The following is a 19,210-nucleotide window of genomic DNA, read 5'->3' on the forward strand; positions in this document are numbered from 1 at the left end:
CGCTAGATACAACAAACTCATTCTATTACGGAGCTGTTAATGAAAAAGTTTCAGGGGCAAACAAGCGATGCAGACTTACGTATCTTGCGTATTTTCAAAACGGTTGTGGAGTGTGGTGGGTTTTCTGCTGCGGAAGTAGATCTCAATATCAGCCGAGCCGCTATAAGCATTGCTATGTCTGACTTAGAGGTTCGTTTAGGTTTTAAATTATGCCAACGGGGACGATCTGGTTTTTCTCTCACCAATGAAGGCAGTCAAGTGTATGAATATACCTTGCAGTTGCTTTCCTCTTTAGAAGATTTTCGCACTCACATCAACGCACTCCACCAGCATCTTAAAGGTGAGCTAAACATAGGTATTACCGATAACCTAGTTACCTTACCCTATACTCGAATTACCCATGCACTAGCTGGGCTAAAAGACCAAGGGCCACAGGTGAAAATTAACATTCGCATGATTCCACCCACCGATGTGGAGCGTGGTGTACTGGATGGACGATTACATGTTGGGATAGTACCAGACCTAAAAATTTTAAGCGGATTGGAATATCATCATCTGTATGAAGAAGAGTCGAAACTTTATTGCTGCGATACTCACCCTTTATTCAGCATAGAAGATAAAAAACTCTCTAAAGCGACATTAAAAGACTACGATGCCGTATTGCCTGCTTACGCTCAAACTCCAGAAATCAAGGCTCAGCATCAACCCTTAACACCTGCCGCTAGCGCCACAGATAGGGAAGGTATCGCTTTTTTAATTCTTACTGGCCGTTATATTGGCTTTTTACCAGACCATGTAGCCGAACGATGGGTTCGCGATGGCAGAATGCGCGCTATTTTACCAACCCAATGCCATTACATTACTCAATTCTCTGCCATTACGCGCAAAGGCGCTCGCACCAACCTCGTTCTAGAAACCTTTCTCAAAGAATTAGAAAAAACAAAGTAACGATTTAGCACCTTCACTTCCCCAATTTCCTTCATTTCGACCTAATATCTATATTAGAACTCTTAATACTTGAAAAAATCACAAGGTATTCCAATTTCTGTATATCTCTAATATATACTTTAAAGTTTATATCTTTTCAGTAGAGATATAATATTGGGTTATCTGATTATTATTTCCAATGTCCTTACGGAGAAATGAATGAATTGCCCAAAGCGTACCCATCTATTTATTGGTGCCACACTTGCCACTTTCCTCTTACTCACTGGTTGCTCTCCAGATGACAATGATGAAACGGCAGTCACAAAAGAAATTATCCGACCTGTAAAACTACTGACTATTGAGCAAAGTAATGCGATTAATATTCGTCGCTTCCCTGCGGAATTAAAAGCCAGTGAAAAAGCCGATTTGGCTTTTCGCGTTGGAGGCCAATTAATGGAACTGAATATCGTTGCAGGGCAGCATGTTAAGAAAGGCGACCTGCTTGCCGCACTTGACCCAACAGACTTCGAACTCAAGGTAGAACTTGAGAAAGCCAATCAATATCTTGCTCAAACGCAATTCAAACGTATTCAAACAATATTGAAGCAAGGTGCCACCACACAGTCTGAATATGATTCGGCCAAAGCCAATCTGGATCAGGTTAATAACGCCCTGCAAACTGCAAAAAACCAACTAAAGTACACCAAGCTCTACGCTCCCTTTGATGGTGTCATAGCGTCTGTTTCCACGGAAAATTTCCAGTACGTCAGCGCAACCCAAACCCTAATCCACATCCAAGACATCAATAATTTGAGTGTCGAATTTCAAATTCCTGATGACCTAGTCGTTAGTATCAAATCGGCACAAACAGGCTATATGCCGAAAATCGTTGTCGATGTTGCACCTAATGAAGAACTATACGGTGCCTATAAAAAACATAAAACCACACCAGATCAATCCACCATGGCCTATGACGTTACGTTGAACCTGATTCGGAATGGCGATAGAAAAAACACCCTATTACCCGGTATGGCTGCGAACGTGGACATAGACCTAGGCAAGCTTTTAGGCGAGAAACAACATTTTGTAGTGCCTGTTGAGGCTGTCATTCGCCATGAAGATATCAACACAGGTGAAGCAAACAGTGCCGTATGGGTATTTAATAAAGAAACCAATAAAGTCGAATCTCGCAAAGTCGAACTAGGGACGCTACAGGGTAATTTGATCGAAATTAAATCTGGGTTAAACATTGGCGACCAAGTCGTCGCGGCAGGGGCTAATAACTTGAACAATACAATGCAAGTTCGCCCTTGGACACGTGAGCGAGGCCTATAATGGATATTGCAGCTTATTTTATTGAACGCAAAGTCATCAGTTGGATGCTAACGCTAATTCTCTTAATTGGCGGTACGCTTGCTTTTACCAATCTTGGACAGCTAGAAGATCCGGAATTCACCATCAAGGACGCCATTGTCATTACCAGCTACCCTGGCGCGTCACCAGAACAAGTAGAAGAAGAAGTTACCTACCCTATTGAGGACGAATTACAGAATCTACCTTATGTGGATAAAGTCGTTTCTACGTCAAAGGCTGGCTACTCAAGAGTTCAACTAACCATTAAAGAGTCCTATCGGGCCCGAGAGTTAAAGCAAATTTGGGACGAGGTACGAAAAAAAATTAGCGATATTTCTGGCCGTTTCCCAGCTGGTGTTTCAACACCTATGGTCATAGATGACTTCGGTGATGTGTATGGCGTTATGCTTGCCGTACATGGTGATGGCTATCCCTACAAGGATCTGAAAAACTACGTAGACTATTTGAAACGTGAATTGGTTCTCGTTGATGGCGTTTCAAAAGTGTCTATCGGTGGTGAGCAAGATGAGCAAATTACGTTAGAAATTTCTCGTGCCAAGTTAGCTCTTATGGGTATACCACCAAGTCAATTTCAAACCCTACTAGCAAACCAAAATAGTGTTTCCAATGCAGGGAAAGTAAAAGTAGGCAGTGAGTACGTTCGCATCAGCCCAACCGGGGAATTTAAAGATATTTCTGAACTTGAAAACCTCATTATTGGGCAATCTACAGATGGCAACGGCAAGCTGATACGCTTAAAAGATATAGCAACGATCAAGCGTGAATATGTTACACCAGAAACCAATATTGTCGACTTCAACGGAGCTCAATCACTGCTACTAGGAATTTCATTTACCTCAGGCGTCAACGTAGTAAAAATAGGTGAGTCACTAGAAAAACGCATTGAAGAGTTAAAGTATCAACAACCTGTTGGCTTAAGCATGGATCCTATCTACTTCCAGTCCAAAGAAGTAGACCGTTCAGTTTCCAACTTCCTGCTCAATCTTGCAGAGGCTGTTGGTATCGTTATCCTTGTGTTGTTAGTCTTCATGGGCCTTCGATCAGGTCTTTTAATTGGTATTATTCTGTTACTGACCATTCTTGGTACCTTCATTGTAATGGATTATTTTAAGATCAACCTACAACGCATCTCCTTAGGCGGCCTCATTATCGCCCTTGGTATGTTAGTTGATAACGCCATAGTGGTAACGGAGGGCGTACTTATCGGAATGAAGCGCGGTCAGACTAAGCTGCAAGCTTCAAGCGCTATCGTTAAACAAACCAAATGGCCCCTACTTGGTGCTACCATTATTGCAGTTACCGCCTTTGCTCCTATCGGCTTGTCTCCAGACGCGGTAGGTGAATTCGTTGGTTCACTCTTTTATGTGCTATTGATTTCGCTGTTACTAAGTTGGTTTACCGCCATCACACTAACACCTTTCTTTTGCGATCTTTTCTTTAAAGAAACCATTGCGGCAGGTGAAAGTGATGAAGACACGGATCCCTACAAAGGCTTTATTTTCACCGCCTATAAATGGCTATTAGACAAAGCGATGCGCTTTCGTTGGGTATCTGTGGCCCTTATACTTGCCTGCCTAGTGACTTCTGGATGGGCATTTCAATTTGTTAAGCAAAATTTCTTTCCGCCCTCCACAACACCTATGTTTTACATGGATGTTCAGATGCCTGAAGGAACGCATATTGAAGATACCTATGCAAAAGTACAAGCGATTGAAACAGACCTGCTGAAAGATGATCGTATTGATTATGTCACCTCGACAACAGGTCAAGGGGCGCTACGCTTTATGTTGACTTATGAAGTGAAGCAAGAAAACTCAAGCTATGCTCAATTCATCATTCGCACCAAACACAAAGAAGATATTCCTCAGATGTTCCTCGACCTTCATTCAAAAATGCAGGAAGACTACCCTGAGCTTGAAGTTAAATTACAACGTTTGCAAATAGGGCCTTCTACAGGCGCTAAAATAGAAGCTCGTATTAGTGGGCCAGACCCCAAATTACTACGCCAGTTTAGCGCTCAAATTCAGGAGATCTATCGTAACGATGGCGGCCTAGAAAGTATTAAAGATAATTGGCGTCAGCCAGTAAAGGTACTACGTCCTATTTTTAATGATGCCCAAGCACGTCGTTTAGGTATTAGTAAAACAGACCTAGATGATGTCCTGTTAACCAACTTTACGGGCTCTCGTATTGGCTTGTATCGAGAAGGTACTGATTTGCTGCCTATCATGCAAACGTCTCCGGCACATGAACGTGTTTCCATTGACCAAATTCGAGACTTGCAAATATATAGCCCGTCTTCTGGTTCTTATGTGACTTTATCGACCTTGGTATCTGGCTTTGAAACTGTATGGGAAGACCCAAGTATTGAGCGCCGTAATCGTAAGCGGACCATTACCGTTATGGCAGATCCCAGTATATTGGGCAACGAAACCGCAATCAGTATCTTCAATCGTATCCGCGGCCCAATTGAAGCGATCCAGCTACCCCCAGGTTACGAGCTAGAATGGGGAGGCGAATACGAGAGTAGTAGTGATGCGCAGGCAAATATATTCAAGGCTCTGCCTATGGGTTACTTGTTTATGTTTATCATTACTATCGTGCTATTCAACTCAGTACGAGTCCCTCTTACCATCTGGTTCTGTGTGCCACTGGCATTAATTGGTGTATCAACTGGGTTACTGGTAATGAATGCCGCCTTTAGCTTCATGGCTTTGCTCGGCTTCCTAAGCCTCTCTGGCATGATAGTCAAAAATGGCATTGTGCTTGCTGACCAAATAAAGGTTGAGCAAGATCAAGGTACCGAAATCTATCAGGCTATCTTCAACTCTGCGGTAAGTCGTGTGCGACCAGTCTGTATGGCGGCCATCACAACAATCCTGGGTATGATTCCACTACTCTCCGATGATTTCTTCCAAGGCATGGCCGTCGTTATTTCCTTTGGTCTTGGTTTTGCCACCATATTAACCTTGATCATGGTGCCGGTTTTTTATTTGCTGCTATTCCGTGTCAAATACCGTAGGCAGAGCGAGTTTGATTAAGCTTTATAATATCTATTCTTTTTAGCCCAAATGTGCTGCCCAAATAAGTTATTTGGCAGCACACTATTCTTCACCTTTTTTATATATTGAGAGCCCTATGCATTTAGACGAAATCTTAAAACTGGATATTAAGCTACTCGTCGCCTTTGTTACCATTATGGAGGAAGGCAGTGTATCTCGTGCTGCGGAAAGACTGGGAGTAACTCAGCCAGCGCTGAGCAAAAGCTTGCAACGCTTAAGAGAGTTGTTTAAAGACTCGCTATTCACACGTCAGGCCTATGGACTTAGCCCAACCGCGCGAGCCACTGAGCTACAGGATATGATTCAACCGATTTTGCATTCACTTTCAACCCTGATGATTCCATCAGAATTGAATTTAAAAACCCTGAAAAGACGCTTCAAAATAAGAGTCAATGAAGCCGATTTAGAAACCTTCATAGAACCATTGCTTGCTGAGCTCCACTATCAAACTCCTGGAGTACGGCTATCTATCAGCAACTGCGAAGAAAATATTTTCGATGAACTGTTGGCTGGAAATACCGACTTGACCATCATGCACATGGCTGATACACCAGGAAACATACGCTCTAAGCTAATTGGTTACATGAGTTCTTGTGTGATTATCAGTGAAGCCAATCCTCTCTTTAATAAAGAGGAAGTATCTCTCGATGATTTACTAAAATACAATACCGTTACCCATCACCTTCCCAGCCATTCAAGTAGTGCTTTTGTGGCAACAGTTAGTAAATTAAAGCAACAAGGTTATGCAGTCGAGCCTACCTTAGAAACAGACAGTTTAATGGTGGCTATGCAGGCAGTTAAACGTGGCATGTCTTTTTTTGCACCACGCTCTATTGGAGAATTGTTTTTGGAGATAACACGCAATAAAAACAATTTTTACCCAGTAAGAGTTCTGCCCATGCCAAAAGAACTATTGAAAGCTGACACGAATGGTGGCGACCGCCCTGTCCAAATTTGCTGGCATGAGCGCTCAAATAATGATCCATCTCACCGTTGGCTACGGGAAAAAATCATTCACTTTATGCGTGAATCCCCTTGGATTAAAGCCACTATTTAACGGTACAACAGGATCCATTATGGCAATCACTATCCCGCGTTACGCTCGGCTCTAAGCCAGTCAAAACGCGGAATACTTTGACCATCAATTTCAACCGATTCTTGAAACATGGCTAGGGGTCTAGCCCACCAGCCACATTCGCCATATAAAGCCTGATAAATGACTAAAGGCTCTTCCGTTTCGCTGTGTTTGACGACACGTTCCACCCAATATTCAGCACCTTTGTAGTGACGGTAAATACCTACTTTCATCTCAAACACCTCAATTCTTTTTAAAAAACGACCTCTATCAACCATAAACCTGAAGAGGTTGTCGCAAATACAAAAGTTTCCCACTTACTCCGAAAACTGAAGTCAGCAATAATATTACTTTCTCATTCAAGCTATTTCTCAAGGCTCTCATATGTATCTAGTACGACCTGTGGATTTTCCTGACCTTCCCGCGTTAGAGCGTCTTGCGCAGCAGGCAGGTATTGGTACCACCAACTTCCCAGCCAATAGAGAACGTTTGAATGACAAAATAGCCTCATCACATCGTTCACTACAAACCGATGTTGTGCAACCAAGCGATGAATCCTACTTGTTTGTATTAGTGGACACCAGTACCGATCAAATTGTTGGTACCTGTGGTATCGAGGCCATGGTCGGAAGTGATACGCCTTTTTATAGCTACCGAATTGACGAGGTCATACACGCCTCACCACAACTACAAATCCACAATCGTATCTCGGCACTTTTTTTATGCCATGACTACAATGGCAACAGCCGACTGATGGCATTAGTGGTTGATAAAGCGCACCAAAATAAAGTGGCTATGTCACTACTTTCAAAAGCTCGACTATTGTTTATTGCCCGTTACCCAGAGCGATTTACCAAGCGCCTGTTTGTCGAATTGCGTGGTGAAAGTGATCGACACGGTTACTCCGCATTCTGGGATGCCCTAGGGAAACACTTCTTTACCATGGACTTTCAAAAAGCCGACTACCTTTCAGGTATCAGCAATAAACACTTTATTGCAGACCTTATGCCACGCTACCCAATCTATGTGCCGACTTTACCAGAAGCCGCACAAGAGGTGATTGGTGTGGTACATGAGGACTCAATGCAAAGTACAGATATTTTGCTTGAAGAAGGCTTTGAGTTTCGAGGTTATGTGGACATTTTCGATGCAGGTCCAACCATCGAAGCCAGAACAGAAAACCTTCGCACCATAGCCCAACAAAAAACAGGTAAGGCACTGACCCAAACTGACAACCAAAAAGGCGAGATGCATCTTATCGCCACAGGGCATTTAGAAAACTTTCGGGTCACAGCCGCCATTGCGGAGCCTCAGTCTACTGGCTTAGCCATGGATAAGGCGACTCAAGAAGGCTTACGCATTTCCTCTGGAGGTTATATTCAATGGTCAGCACTTTAATTTTGTATCGTCACCAGCCGTTTCAATTAGACCATAGAGGACTTCTATTATGATGGTCATACGCCCAATTCGTCAAAGCGACTTAAAGGCACTTTATCGGCTCGCCGAAAAAACCGGCGTCGGCTTTACCTCTTTAATACCTAACGAAGCCATTTTGCAAAAAAAAGTAGATGGTGCCACCGCATCATTCGCCAAAGAAAGCGTCTCCACTCCCAATAATGAAGATTATCTCATGGTGCTTGAAGACACCGCGACAGGAGACATTGTCGGCACTTGCGGCATACTCGCCACCGTGGGCCTAGAAGAGCCTTTTTACAGCTATCACCTGGGCACTATTACCCATGCCTCTAGAGAGCTTGGAGTTCACAATGCTATCCCTACTCTCATACTGAATAATGACTTCACAGGCTTCAGTGAGATCTGCACCCTATTTCTAGAAGAAGACTACCGCCATTCAAAAAATGGCCAATTTCTCTCCAAGTCACGCTTCATGTTCATGGCTCAGTTTCCAGAACGTTTTACCGAGAAGGTCTTTGCAGAAATGCGCGGCATCAGTGATGAAAAAGGTGTGTCACCATTTTGGGAAGGCCTTGGCCGCCATTTCTTTTCTATCGATTTTGAACGCGCTGATGAACTGACGTCGTTAGGCAGCAAGCAATTCATTGCTGAGCTCATGCCAAACAATCCTGTATACGTAAATTTACTGCCTCCAGAAGCACGGGAAGTACTAGGTAAAGTACACAAAAATACTCAACCAGCTCGGCATCTGCTCGAGCAAGAAGGTTTTCGCTATGAAAACTATGTAGACATTTTTGATGGCGGCCCTTCTTTAGAAGCCAGAGTACAAGATATTCGTGCTGTACGTGATAGCCGTTTGTACCTCGCTAATATTGGCTTGCCTAAAGGCATAGGAGAAGGTAGTTATTACTTAGTCTCAAATACCAAACTCATGGACTTTCGCTGTATTTTAATTCAACGCGCTATACCACCGAGCAGTGCGATGACCTTAACACAAGAAGAAGCGGAGCATCTTTGCATCATTAACAAAGAACCTATACGCATTGTCGAACTGTCTCCCTATGCGGGTCGCTAAACAGCCCTTTACCTTTAAAAGGAGTCACTATGAAACAAGCACATTACATTGACGGTCAATGGCAACAAGGCGAAGGCAAATTATCATGCTCTATTGACCCAGCCGATGGTAGCCAAGTATGGCAAGCTCACACTGCGACACCAGAACAGGTCAACTTGGCGATCAAAGCCGCTCGCCAAGCCTTCCCAGTATGGTCAAATCGATCACTAGAAGAACGCTTAGCCATTATCGATACCTTTGCGTCCTTGGTAAAAGACAATAGCGAGGCTATTGCTACTATTATTAGCCAAGAGACAGGCAAGCCAATTTGGGAAACCCGTACAGAAGTCGCTGCTATGGTTGGCAAAGTCACTATATCAAAGCAGGCTTACCATGAGCGTACTGGAGAAAAAAGCACCTCCATGCCCGGTGCAACCGCACGTCTACGCCATAGACCTCACGGGGTTGTCGCTGTCTTTGGCCCTTATAACTTTCCTGCTCACCTACCAAACGGACATATAGTACCAGCCCTTATCGCAGGCAACACCGTCGTTTTCAAACCCAGCGAACAAGCGCCAGCCACCTCAGATTTGGTGATTCAACTTTGGGAGCAAGCAGGGCTACCAAATGGCGTCTTAAACCTTGTGCAAGGTGAACGTGAAACGGGTGTCGCCCTAGCAAACCATACTGATATCGATGGCCTTTTCTTCACCGGTAGCCCACAAGTGGGACACATACTTCATAAGGACTTTGCAGGCCATCCGGGTAAAATTCTAGCGTTGGAAATGGGTGGAAATAACCCTCTACTCGTTTCGGAACAAGTGGTGAATGAAAGAGCAGCGGTACACGAAATTATTCAATCTGCATTCCTTTCTGCGGGTCAGCGGTGCACCTGCGCCCGCCGCTTGTTGCTCCCCATAGGAACAAAAGGTGACGCCATTTTAGCGGCCTTAATTGTTGCGACAAAAAATCTTCGCATTGACCGCTATGACGCTATCGAGCCACCATTTATGGGGCCTTTGGTATCCGCTCAAGCGGCAGATGCATTGCTTCAAGCTTATCAAAGTCTCATCAAGCTTGGTGCACAACCCTTGCTTGATATGACCCGTGGTGAAGCTAACACAGGCTTCATCACGCCAGGAATTATTGATGCAACTAATATACTCAATGAGTTACCTGACCAAGAATACTTCGGCCCATTACTCACCGTAATACGTTACGACAATCTAGAACAAGCCATGAGCATTGCCAATAACACAAGCTATGGATTATCGGCAGGTATTTTGTCGGACGACAAAAGTGAATATGAATGGTTCTTACAACATAGTCGCGCCGGTATCATCAACTGGAACCGTCAAACTACAGGCGCTTCCAGCACCGCACCATTTGGTGGAACCGGTGCCAGCGGCAACCATAGAGCAAGCGCTTACTACGCCGCCGACTATTGCGCTTATCCGGTTTCTAGTATCGAAGCAGACGCTTTAACATTACCTGAAACATTAGGCTCAGGACTGACACTATGAGCAATGCAATTGAAGCTAACTTTGATGGCTTAGTAGGCCCAACCCACAATTATAGCGGTCTATCCTTTGGCAATGTCGCTTCCTTCAATAATTCGTCACGACCATCTAACCCTAAAGCTGCCGCCAAGCAGGGCTTAATTAAAATGAAAGCCTTGGCAGATCTCGGTTTTGTACAAGGCGTATTAGCGCCCCATGAACGTCCACATATACCAAGCCTTCATCGTTTAGGTTTCACTGGCTGTGATGCAAAGATATTAGAGCAAGTCGCCAAGCAATCCCCTAAGCTGCTAGCTGCGGTAAGTTCCGCTTCCTGCATGTGGACAGCAAACGCTGCGACCGTCTCGCCCAGTGGCGATACTCTAGATGGCCGAGTGCATTTCACACCTGCTAACCTAGTAAATAAATTCCATCGTTCTATCGAACACGAAACCACGGGGGCAATTTTACAAGCCACATTCCATGATGAAAAACACTTTGCCCACCATCAAGCATTGCCAAGCGTGGATCACTTTGGTGACGAAGGCGCCGCCAATCACACTCGCTTTTGTGATGACTATGGTAAACAGGGCATTGAATTTTTTGTGTATGGTATGGAAGCCTTTAATAACAAGGCTCCACGTCCCAGAAAATTTCCAGCCCGACATACTTTGGAGGCTTCTCAAGCCGTTGCCCGTATGCATGGTTTATCCACATCACAAGTCGTCTACGCACAACAAAACCCAGCAGTAATCGATGCTGGCGTATTTCATAACGACGTGATCGCCGTTGGTAATAAAAACGCCCACTTTTATCACCAAGAGGCCTTTCTGAACACAAGCAAAATGAAGCAAGATCTTATAGCTGCGTGGGGGGAAAGAAGTGAAGAATTTCATCTAATTGAAGTGCCCAGTCACGCTATTTCAGTAGAAGACTGCATTCACTCTTATTTGTTCAACAGCCAACTATTGAGTCGTGGTGCAAACGATATGGTGCTAGTGGTGCCAGGGGAATGTGAGAATAACCCTACGGTTTGGTCATACTTAAACAGCCTAGTAGCAGACGAGTCTCCTATCAGGGAAATAAAGGTATTTGACCTTAAACAGAGCATGAGCAATGGCGGCGGCCCAGCCTGCTTACGACTACGAGTTGCGTTAAATGAAGCAGAACGCAAAGCCATTAACCCTGCGACCTTAATGAACGATGCTTTATTTGAAAAATTAAATAACTGGGTGGACGCTCATTATCGTGATGAGCTCAGAGAAGCAGATCTAGCAGACCCTCAATTACTGATTGAAAGTAGAAACGCGCTAGATGAATTAACACAACTATTAAATCTTGGCTCTGTGTACGAATTTCAACAGTAAATAGATGAAGATAAAACAGCGAACGGCTTGGTTACTCTTCATCTACATATTCAAACGCACGTGTATCGATAACCTTACCATCAAGTACTGTGTCTACACTCCAAGTACCATCAAAGCCAGGCAATAAGCGCTTACTTGACCATACTCGCCAGCGGTCGCCACCGATTTCAAAAAAAGGAATCTCAGCATAAACTTCGCCATCTAGCTTCCAGCGGTGAAGCACTTGGCTTCCCGCCATGTCACGTAGATCAGTAAAGAAATACACCCGCTGAATGCCACCATACTCAACTTTCACCGTAGTACCGATATCATCAATCGGTTCACGATCAATCACGTCCGTTGAAAACTGAGCTCGAGCAATAGTTGCTTCTGCCCAGACAGGTAAAACCGCTATGAATGATAAAACACTGGCTAAAACAACGCGAATAAGCACTTGCCACATACTTAAGTCCTCTGGTGATCACCACATTCATTTACCATGCAGTGAGGTTACATAACTGTCCAGCTTGGACTAATAAAGCTAACCCAAATGATGAGGAAGCAACACGCTAAAATTGTATCAACCAGTAATGATTTTTCATTTTCCCGAAAAAAACCTAATAAATACAAGACTTAAATACAGTAAACAAAGTTACAAATTTATTTGTCTTGACGATCTGCTAAAGGTGTAGAGAAGGTATATTCCATATCCCAAGGAAAGCGAATCCAAGTATCTTGACTCACTTCCGTCACAAAAGTATCCACTAAGGGTTTACCTGCGGGCTTAGCATAAATAGTGGCAAAATGTGCTTTTGGCAACATTTCACGAACCTTTGCTGCCGTTCGACCAGTATCAACCAGGTCATCAATTAAGATAAAGCCGTCACCGTCTCCTTCCACTCCCTTTAAGACATTTAGCTCACCTTGCTTCATGGCGGCACCACTTTTTTCATCAACACCATAGCTAACGACACAAATGGTATCGATCAAGCGAATGTCCATTTCACGACAGAGGATAGCGGCAGGCACAAGACCGCCACGAGTAATGGCAATAATCCCCTTCCAAGGCCCCTGCTCTAATAAACGCCAAGACAAAGCACGAGCATTTCTATGTAATTCTTCCCAAGATACGGGAAAATCTTTTGAATAAGGTGTCATGGAAAGAAGCTCCTACGCTGTTTTATTTAGCAAAGTAATCATGCTGATCGTTAAAGGGTTGGGATTTTAGCGGCATAGGTAGTCCTGCTGCAACCAAAGTTACCCGATCGGTCAATTTTGCAAGCAATTGATTCATAGTCCCTGCCTCATCACCAAATCGTCTTGCCAACGCATTCATTGGCATGATACCTAATCCTACTTCGCTAGAGACCAAAACGAGATCACCTTGAAATGCCTCTACAGCTTTCACCAACTCTGCTTTTTCTTGCTCCAGCCTTTCCTCATCCTCTAGACCTAGCAAGTTTGTTAGCCATAAGGTCAGACACTCTACAATTACCGCTTGGTCTGGAGAGTTGAACGAATTGAGTACATTAGCGAGCTCGATAGGTTCTTCGATAAGTTGCCATTCGCTAGGACGGCTTTCTTTATGAAGGCGTACCCGGTCAGCCATTTCATCATCCCAAACTTGAGAAGTCGCCACATAACAAACTGGCTTACCGCTCGCAGCAACTTGCTCTTGTGCAAACGCACTTTTCCCACTGCGTACACCACCAAGTACTAGGTGTTTCATGCTAAATCTCTGCCTCCTGCACCCTTTAATAATCGAATCAAAGCTTTATCGAGCCTATCCATTTCATTCATCGCAGGCAAAGCAACTCGAATCCAGCCATCTCCAATACGAATATGAATACCTACCTGATGCAGCATATGAAACACTTGTTCAGCGTATTCCTGACTCTCAAGCTGCCAGGTTATAAACAAAGGATTCATAGCCCTTTCCTGTGAATCGAAAATAGTATTAAACTTCGGCATCACTCGCTCTATAAACGCCGCTTGCCGAGCTTCCAAGGACAGCAAAGCTGAGGATTGCCAATCTTTATCCGAAAACGCCAAGCCAACCAAATGCAGACTCACTGTCGATACAGGCCAAGGCCCCATTAAATTCTTCAAAGCTTTTTGCCAGCGCGGTGCGCAAAAAGCAAAGCCAACTCGAGCACCAGCCAAACCAAAGAACTTACCCACAGACCTAAGTACAAATAGAGACTCACTCCAGTTCTGTTGTTCTTGATTTGCTAATAAACTCAGTTCTGGACGAGTATCAATAAAAGCCTCATCAACCACCAGCACAACGTCTTGCTGCTCAGCATAGCTAGTAAGTTCTGATAGGCTTTCAGCCGAAGCCCATTCACCCGTCGGGTTATTCGGGTGAATCACAACGGCCACTGTCCAGTTTTGCTCCAGTAATTCATCCAACGAATCATAATAAGCCAGATCATATCCCCACTTTTGCCAAGCAAAGGCGTGCTCTTGATAACCTATTCGTGGAATCAAAACACGTTTTAGGAACTGGCCCCCATCAGCACAGTCGCCGCGTAACAAGAGTGGTAACGCCTCGATAATCTGCTGCGATCCAGAACCAATCACACTAGGACGAACACCATAATAATCCTCCGCTAGGTCAAGCAAAGCCGTTTGGTCTGGTAATGCCATCCATAAAGCAGAATCGACCTCAGGAATTGGCCAAGGCTCTCGATTACAAGCAGACGACAAATCCAACCAGTTCAATGCTTCACCACCAACCTTTCGCTGCCAATAAGCCAAATCACCACCATGTTTCGGCGATTTTAAATCCAGCTTTGCAGACACGCTGTTTAAGCTATTCAAAACAAAAGGCATATTACTAACCCCCATAAATATACGCTTTTATCTACCAGAAAAATCGCCTGCTCTAAATGCTTCGGTCTTGGTTCATCGCCTTCGCCCCAAACAGGACGAGTTTCAACCTTGCCAAAATAGGGCGCTTCGCCACCAAGCTGAACGCCTAATGCACCCGCACCTGCCGCCATCACAGGGCCAGCGTTAGGGCTTTTGGTTCGAGCAGAAGGTTGACGAGAGCTTCGAATCGCTTGCTTCCAGTTACCACAGGCTGCATAGGTATAAATAACCAATCGAGCTGGCACGTAATTCAAGACATCATCGAAACGCGCTGCAAACCAACCAAAATGCAGAAATGAATCTGTTTTATAACCCCACATAGCATCCAAAGTATTTGCCAGCCGATACAATAATACCCCCGGCGCACCCAAAATTAAAAACCAAAATATTGGAGCAAAAACCGCATCGCTGCCGTTTTCCAACACAGATTCAATGCCTGCCTTCGCGACATCAGACGCATTCAAATTTTCTGTGTCGCGGCTAACAATACGGCTCACAGCAATACGCGCTTCGACAAGTTTTTCTTCAGGTAACGGTTCTTGTGATAAAGGAACGGAGATCGCCAAAGCATGTTCACGAAGACTTTGCCAACCAACAGTGAAATATAAGACGATCACAGACAAGACAGTATCTAGCCAATCCGGCAGTAACCAAAGCAAAAGACAAAAAACGATCAGCCAAGGTAATACGGCAAGCAGCCAAGCCAGCGTCCCCATCAGCCTTTGTTGTGAAGGTTTGGCCTCTAATGGCATTTGCATTTTTTCACGGCAAAGATCGACCCAACGGCCAAACCAGATAAGCGGATGCCAACTTTTTGGCTCTCCTAATAGCCGATCAAGAATCAAAGCCGCCAATAATATAAGGCTGGTTGACGATAAAAAGTCAAAAATAGAAGTGATCATGAATATAGGTCGTTTTTCACTGAATGGGTCAATGGGGTAGAATTCTAACATCTTATTGATTTAAAGCGTGATGAACCTGAATGCCAGCCTTTAGTTTAATGATCCAAGGAACCACCTCGGATGCCGGAAAAAGTACCTTAGCCACCGCTTTATGCCGGCTATTCGCCCGACGAGGTATTCAAGTCGCCCCCTTTAAACCACAAAATATGGCACTCAACAGCGCAGTCACTCAAGATGGCAACGAGATTGGCCGAGCACAAGCGGTACAGGCTTATGCGGCAGGACTCGAACCCCATGTGGACATGAACCCAATTTTGCTCAAACCGAATACCGACACAGGCGCTCAGGTCATCATTCAAGGCAAAGCCATAGGTAACATGAACGCCGTGGGCTACCATGAGTACAAGAGCATAGCCAAAGTCGCCGCACTAGATTCTTACCACCGACTCGCCGACCAATATCAAGCCGTCATAATTGAAGGGGCTGGCAGTCCAGCAGAAATCAACTTACGCGCCCGCGACATCGCTAACATGGGATTTGCCGAATCCATCGACTGCCCTGTTATCATCATCGCGGATATAGACAAAGGCGGCGTATTTGCTCATCTAGTTGGCACCTTAGATTTATTGAGCCAAAGTGAACAAGATCGGGTGATCGGCTTTGTTATCAATCGCTTCCGTGGTGATATCAGCTTACTGCAATCCGGCTTAGACTGGTTAGAAGAGCGCACTGGCAAGCCTGTACTCGGCGTTTTACCCTACCTAAAAGGCTTTCACCTTGAATCAGAAGATGCCATAGCCAAAAGCCCAATCAAATCGAATTCCGCCATCAAATTAAATGTCGTTATTCCGATTATGCCGCGGACCAGCAACCACACAGATTGGGATGCTTTGCGCCTGCACCCAGATGTACAAGTCACCCTAGTAGGTGCAAATGAATCTATCCCACCAGCTGATCTCGTCATTCTTCCTGGCAGCAAAAGCGTACAAAGCGACCTCGCCTTTCTACGCCAAGAAGGCTGGGAAGACTATCTCAATAAACATCTAAGATATCGAGGTAAAGTCATTGGAATCTGCGGCGGTTTTCAAATGCTAGGTAAACGCTTACTCGACCCACTCGGCTTAGAAAACCAACAACCTAATAGCGAATCTAACGGGTTTGGTTTTATACCGATGGAAACCGTGCTAGAAAAAGAAAAACAACTGAAGCAAAGACAAGGACTCTTAACCCTAGGAGGACAAAGCAGCACAATGACGGGCTATGAAATTCATTCCGGAGTTTCCCGTTTCTCAACGCCGGTAAAACACCTAGCAACGCTAGAAAATGGAGAAAAAGAAGGTTTTATCTCAGACGATGACAGCATAATAGGGGCTTACCTACATGGCATATTCGATCATAAAGAAGCATTAGAAGCGTTATTACACTGGGCAGGCATTAGCCAGACAACCAACTTCGATTACGAACAATATCGAAACAAAGAAATCGACCGATTAGCAGATAGCACAGAACAACACATGAAGATCGATGACTTAATTGAGCAGTGCGAAAAATTTAAAGAGGGGATTACCCAAACATAACCATATCTACATATTCTAGCAGTGAAAAATCCGATGTTTGGCGCAGCCAAAACGATACATTAAATGCCCATTTAAATAATTTTAGGCTATCATTTACACGCAATAATATACTCGCTTTTTGGAGCCTAATTAAGTCTTATGTATCTTGTTGGGAACAAGCGATTTTTACATTCAAACTATTTTGGTGGATTACTGGCCTTTTTTTAGAATTCACAAATCGTTCAAAAAATACAGATAAGGATTAACTGATGCGTACTCTCGTAATCGTTCGAACATTAAAAGTAGGAGGGATGGAACGAGTCGCAGTGAATCTTGCTGACGCTTTTGCTGACGAAGGGCATGAAAGCCATTTACTTTATTACAAAAAAAGTAAAGAGCCTCTTTACCCTGAAAATCAAACAGTTTCGGTTCATAAGTTCAACATTAATAAGCTATCAATTTGCCGGCCTCTAGACACCCTTTCTCAGCTTTTCGCCCGTATAATGAATGGCATTTGGAGAAAGTCCTATTTTTTAATTGCCGGTTGGTATAGCGGTCATCGATTACAAAAAAAAATAGCCCAATTAGAAAAAAAGCATGGGCAATTTGACCGTATCGTCTTCCGTGGAGAAGGAACTTATGAGGGAGTTTGGTCATTTAAACACCCTCATGCTGTATATGTATTAGAAAACATCATCCCCTCCAATAAACAAAGTAAACTAATAGAGTATCGTTATAAGGCACTATTTAATAACAAACAACTTGTCGCTGTCTCCAATGGCGTTAAGAATGCCTCAGAAAAAATATTTCAGAAAGCCAATATATCACCAACAAACATAAGAGTGATCACAAACCCTTGCCCCATTAATTCAATCAGACTACAAGCTAAGTCGCCACGACCTAGCTTGATGCCCAAAACCCCCTATATAATTAATGTTGCTCGACTGGTTCCACAAAAAGACCAAAACTTGTTGCTGGAAGCCTACGCAAAAAGCAAGCAAACACTACCATTAGTGATTGTCGGTAGCGGCAAACTAGAAGACACTTTAAAAAACAAAGCGACTCAATTAAATATAGACAGGCAAGTCCATTTTGTTGGCAATCAAACCAATCCTTATGTATGGATGAAACATGCTAGCCTATTTGTCCTCAGCTCTAAGCACGAGGGCTTGGGAATTGTATTATTTGAAGCCCTTGCCTGTGGAACGCCAATTATCTCTGTTGACTGCCCTGGTGGAGTAAGAGATGTTTTTAAAGGCGAACTAGAAACTTACCTTTGTACCCAGACCCCTGACGCTTTAGCAGAGAAAATCGATCAAGTAATAAATAAAAATGGATACCCAATAAAAGAAGAATGGTTATCAGACTTTAAACCAGGAAATGTAGTCCGTGCTTTTCTACAAGAAAAATAATCTACGGCTAAATAGTCGTCCCTGAATAATGGCGTTTCAAGCATGAAGCGCCATATTGTTTTTCTGGCTTCCCAGTGAAAAATGTATTTGAAGCAACAGTAACCTTAAAAATGGCCCAAAATATTGGGCATAATAAAGCCACTTGAGCAGCTTACGCAGGTTCTGACCACAGGTGCTTAAGGTCACGTTAATCGCATCACCTAGTACGCCTTTTAAAAAGCATCGTCTGAGTTTCCCATCGGATTTGAGATGTCCTATGATAGGCTCTACGCTGTTTCGTCTCCCCATCCATGGCTTCTCCTTCTTTGGTACGCCGCACTTTTGACCAGCAATCAACACCTTAATATCTTCCACGCCCGATCCTTTATACCCTCGGTCAACAAAACAGGTTTCCGATTTTTTTCCTGTTAGGGTTTCAACTTGTTGAAGTTGATCTTTTAACGTATGGCCATCATAAGGATTACCTGGATAGCTTCTTGCTCCCACAATGAAGGATTCTTTAGCCTTCACGGCTATGCTTGCTTTCACACCAAACTCATAGCGTTTATGCGCTTTGCCTTTGGCAGATGCAATCTACATTGGGTTCATGCAAGCTATACAGTTTATTTTTGCTCTGGCGTGTTTATTTTAGTAATCGATAGGCTTGGTTGAGTCTGTCTTCCTGTTTTGGGATGAGCGTTAACCCTTGTCGTTTTACTTGTCTATCAATATCT

The 19,210-nt window shown here is 44.0% G+C and carries 16 protein-coding genes and 1 pseudogene; 10 read left to right on the top strand and 7 right to left on the bottom strand.

All coding sequences use genetic code 11. The features are described from left to right. The first annotated feature begins 39 nt into the window (after positions 1–39). The 4 genes from I8J31_RS14945 (at position 40) to I8J31_RS14960 (ending at position 6,420) form a co-directional block, all read left to right on the top strand. Positions 40–948, top strand: coding sequence for a LysR family transcriptional regulator (locus I8J31_RS14945; protein ID WP_199469377.1), 909 nt, complete (start codon positions 40–42; stop codon positions 946–948). Between the two features lie 198 nt (positions 949–1,146). Then, entirely contained in the window at positions 1,147–2,262 is a 1,116-nt protein-coding gene (locus tag I8J31_RS14950) for an efflux RND transporter periplasmic adaptor subunit (protein ID WP_199469378.1), read from the top strand. After that, a complete protein-coding gene (locus tag I8J31_RS14955) occupies positions 2,262–5,342 on the top strand; it encodes an efflux RND transporter permease subunit (RefSeq protein ID WP_199469379.1) in 3,081 nt (1,026 codons plus the stop codon). The genes I8J31_RS14950 and I8J31_RS14955 overlap by 1 nt, the downstream gene beginning before the upstream one ends. A 97-nt stretch (positions 5,343–5,439) precedes the next feature. Continuing rightward, positions 5,440–6,420, top strand: a complete 981-nt coding sequence (locus I8J31_RS14960) for a LysR family transcriptional regulator (protein ID WP_199469380.1) — start codon at positions 5,440–5,442, stop codon at positions 6,418–6,420. Between the two features lie 29 nt (positions 6,421–6,449). On the opposite strand, the gene I8J31_RS14965 is transcribed toward I8J31_RS14960, so the two are convergent. Further along, positions 6,450–6,671, bottom strand: coding sequence for a DUF1653 domain-containing protein (locus I8J31_RS14965; protein WP_199469381.1), 222 nt, complete (start codon positions 6,669–6,671; stop codon positions 6,450–6,452). A gap of 151 nt (positions 6,672–6,822) precedes the next feature. Between I8J31_RS14965 and I8J31_RS14970 the strand changes: the two genes are divergently transcribed. Genes I8J31_RS14970 through astB form a run of 4 tightly spaced genes read left to right on the top strand, consistent with a single transcriptional unit; the run spans position 6,823 to position 11,774 of the window. Continuing rightward, entirely contained in the window at positions 6,823–7,836 is a 1,014-nt protein-coding gene (locus I8J31_RS14970) for an arginine N-succinyltransferase (RefSeq protein WP_199469382.1), read from the top strand. A 49-nt stretch (positions 7,837–7,885) separates the two neighbouring features. Further along, positions 7,886–8,929, top strand: a complete 1,044-nt coding sequence (gene astA, locus I8J31_RS14975) for an arginine N-succinyltransferase (protein ID WP_199469383.1) — start codon at positions 7,886–7,888, stop codon at positions 8,927–8,929. Between the two features lie 29 nt (positions 8,930–8,958). Beyond that, positions 8,959–10,431 carry a succinylglutamate-semialdehyde dehydrogenase gene (astD, locus tag I8J31_RS14980; protein ID WP_199469384.1) on the top strand — a complete coding sequence of 491 codons (1,473 nt, stop codon included), beginning with the start codon at positions 8,959–8,961 and terminating at the stop codon, positions 10,429–10,431. Continuing rightward, on the top strand, positions 10,428–11,774 hold the full coding sequence (gene astB, locus I8J31_RS14985) for an N-succinylarginine dihydrolase (protein WP_199469385.1): 1,347 nt from the start codon (positions 10,428–10,430) through the stop codon (positions 11,772–11,774). Before astD ends, astB begins: the two co-directional genes overlap by 4 nt. 31 nt (positions 11,775–11,805) lie before the next feature. On the opposite strand, the gene I8J31_RS14990 is transcribed toward astB, so the two are convergent. The 5 genes from I8J31_RS14990 to cbiB form a co-directional block, all read right to left on the bottom strand. Beyond that, positions 11,806–12,216 (bottom strand): DUF2914 domain-containing protein, encoded by a 411-nt coding sequence (locus I8J31_RS14990; RefSeq protein WP_199469386.1) that lies wholly within the window; start codon positions 12,214–12,216, stop codon positions 11,806–11,808. Between the two features lie 197 nt (positions 12,217–12,413). After that, positions 12,414–12,911, bottom strand: a complete 498-nt coding sequence (gpt, locus tag I8J31_RS14995) for a xanthine phosphoribosyltransferase (RefSeq protein ID WP_199469387.1) — start codon at positions 12,909–12,911, stop codon at positions 12,414–12,416. A gap of 22 nt (positions 12,912–12,933) precedes the next feature. Beyond that, positions 12,934–13,482 carry a bifunctional adenosylcobinamide kinase/adenosylcobinamide-phosphate guanylyltransferase gene (gene cobU / locus I8J31_RS15000; protein WP_199469388.1) on the bottom strand — a complete coding sequence of 183 codons (549 nt, stop codon included), beginning with the start codon at positions 13,480–13,482 and terminating at the stop codon, positions 12,934–12,936. Continuing rightward, positions 13,479–14,588 (bottom strand): aminotransferase class I/II-fold pyridoxal phosphate-dependent enzyme, encoded by a 1,110-nt coding sequence (locus I8J31_RS15005; protein ID WP_199469389.1) that lies wholly within the window; start codon positions 14,586–14,588, stop codon positions 13,479–13,481. The genes cobU and I8J31_RS15005 overlap by 4 nt, the downstream gene beginning before the upstream one ends. Then, the gene (gene cbiB / locus I8J31_RS15010) at positions 14,573–15,529 is read right to left on the bottom strand and encodes an adenosylcobinamide-phosphate synthase CbiB (RefSeq protein WP_199469390.1); all 957 of its coding nucleotides are present in this window, start codon (positions 15,527–15,529) and stop codon (positions 14,573–14,575) included. Before cbiB ends, I8J31_RS15005 begins: the two co-directional genes overlap by 16 nt. 80 nt (positions 15,530–15,609) lie before the next feature. Between cbiB and I8J31_RS15015 the strand changes: the two genes are divergently transcribed. Both I8J31_RS15015 and I8J31_RS15020 read left to right on the top strand, forming a co-directional pair. Beyond that, entirely contained in the window at positions 15,610–17,106 is a 1,497-nt protein-coding gene (locus I8J31_RS15015; protein ID WP_199469391.1) for a cobyric acid synthase, read from the top strand. 248 nt (positions 17,107–17,354) lie between these two features. Next, positions 17,355–18,497 carry a glycosyltransferase gene (locus I8J31_RS15020; RefSeq protein WP_199469392.1) on the top strand — a complete coding sequence of 381 codons (1,143 nt, stop codon included), beginning with the start codon at positions 17,355–17,357 and terminating at the stop codon, positions 18,495–18,497. Positions 18,498–18,533: 36 nt separating this feature from the next. Here I8J31_RS15020 and I8J31_RS15025 read toward each other — a convergent pair. Then, positions 18,534–19,210, bottom strand: a pseudogene (locus I8J31_RS15025) (transposase); the annotation flags it as partial.

Source organism: Marinomonas transparens (assembly GCF_016463975.1).
GTDB classification, from domain to species: domain Bacteria; phylum Pseudomonadota; class Gammaproteobacteria; order Pseudomonadales; family Marinomonadaceae; genus Marinomonas; species Marinomonas transparens.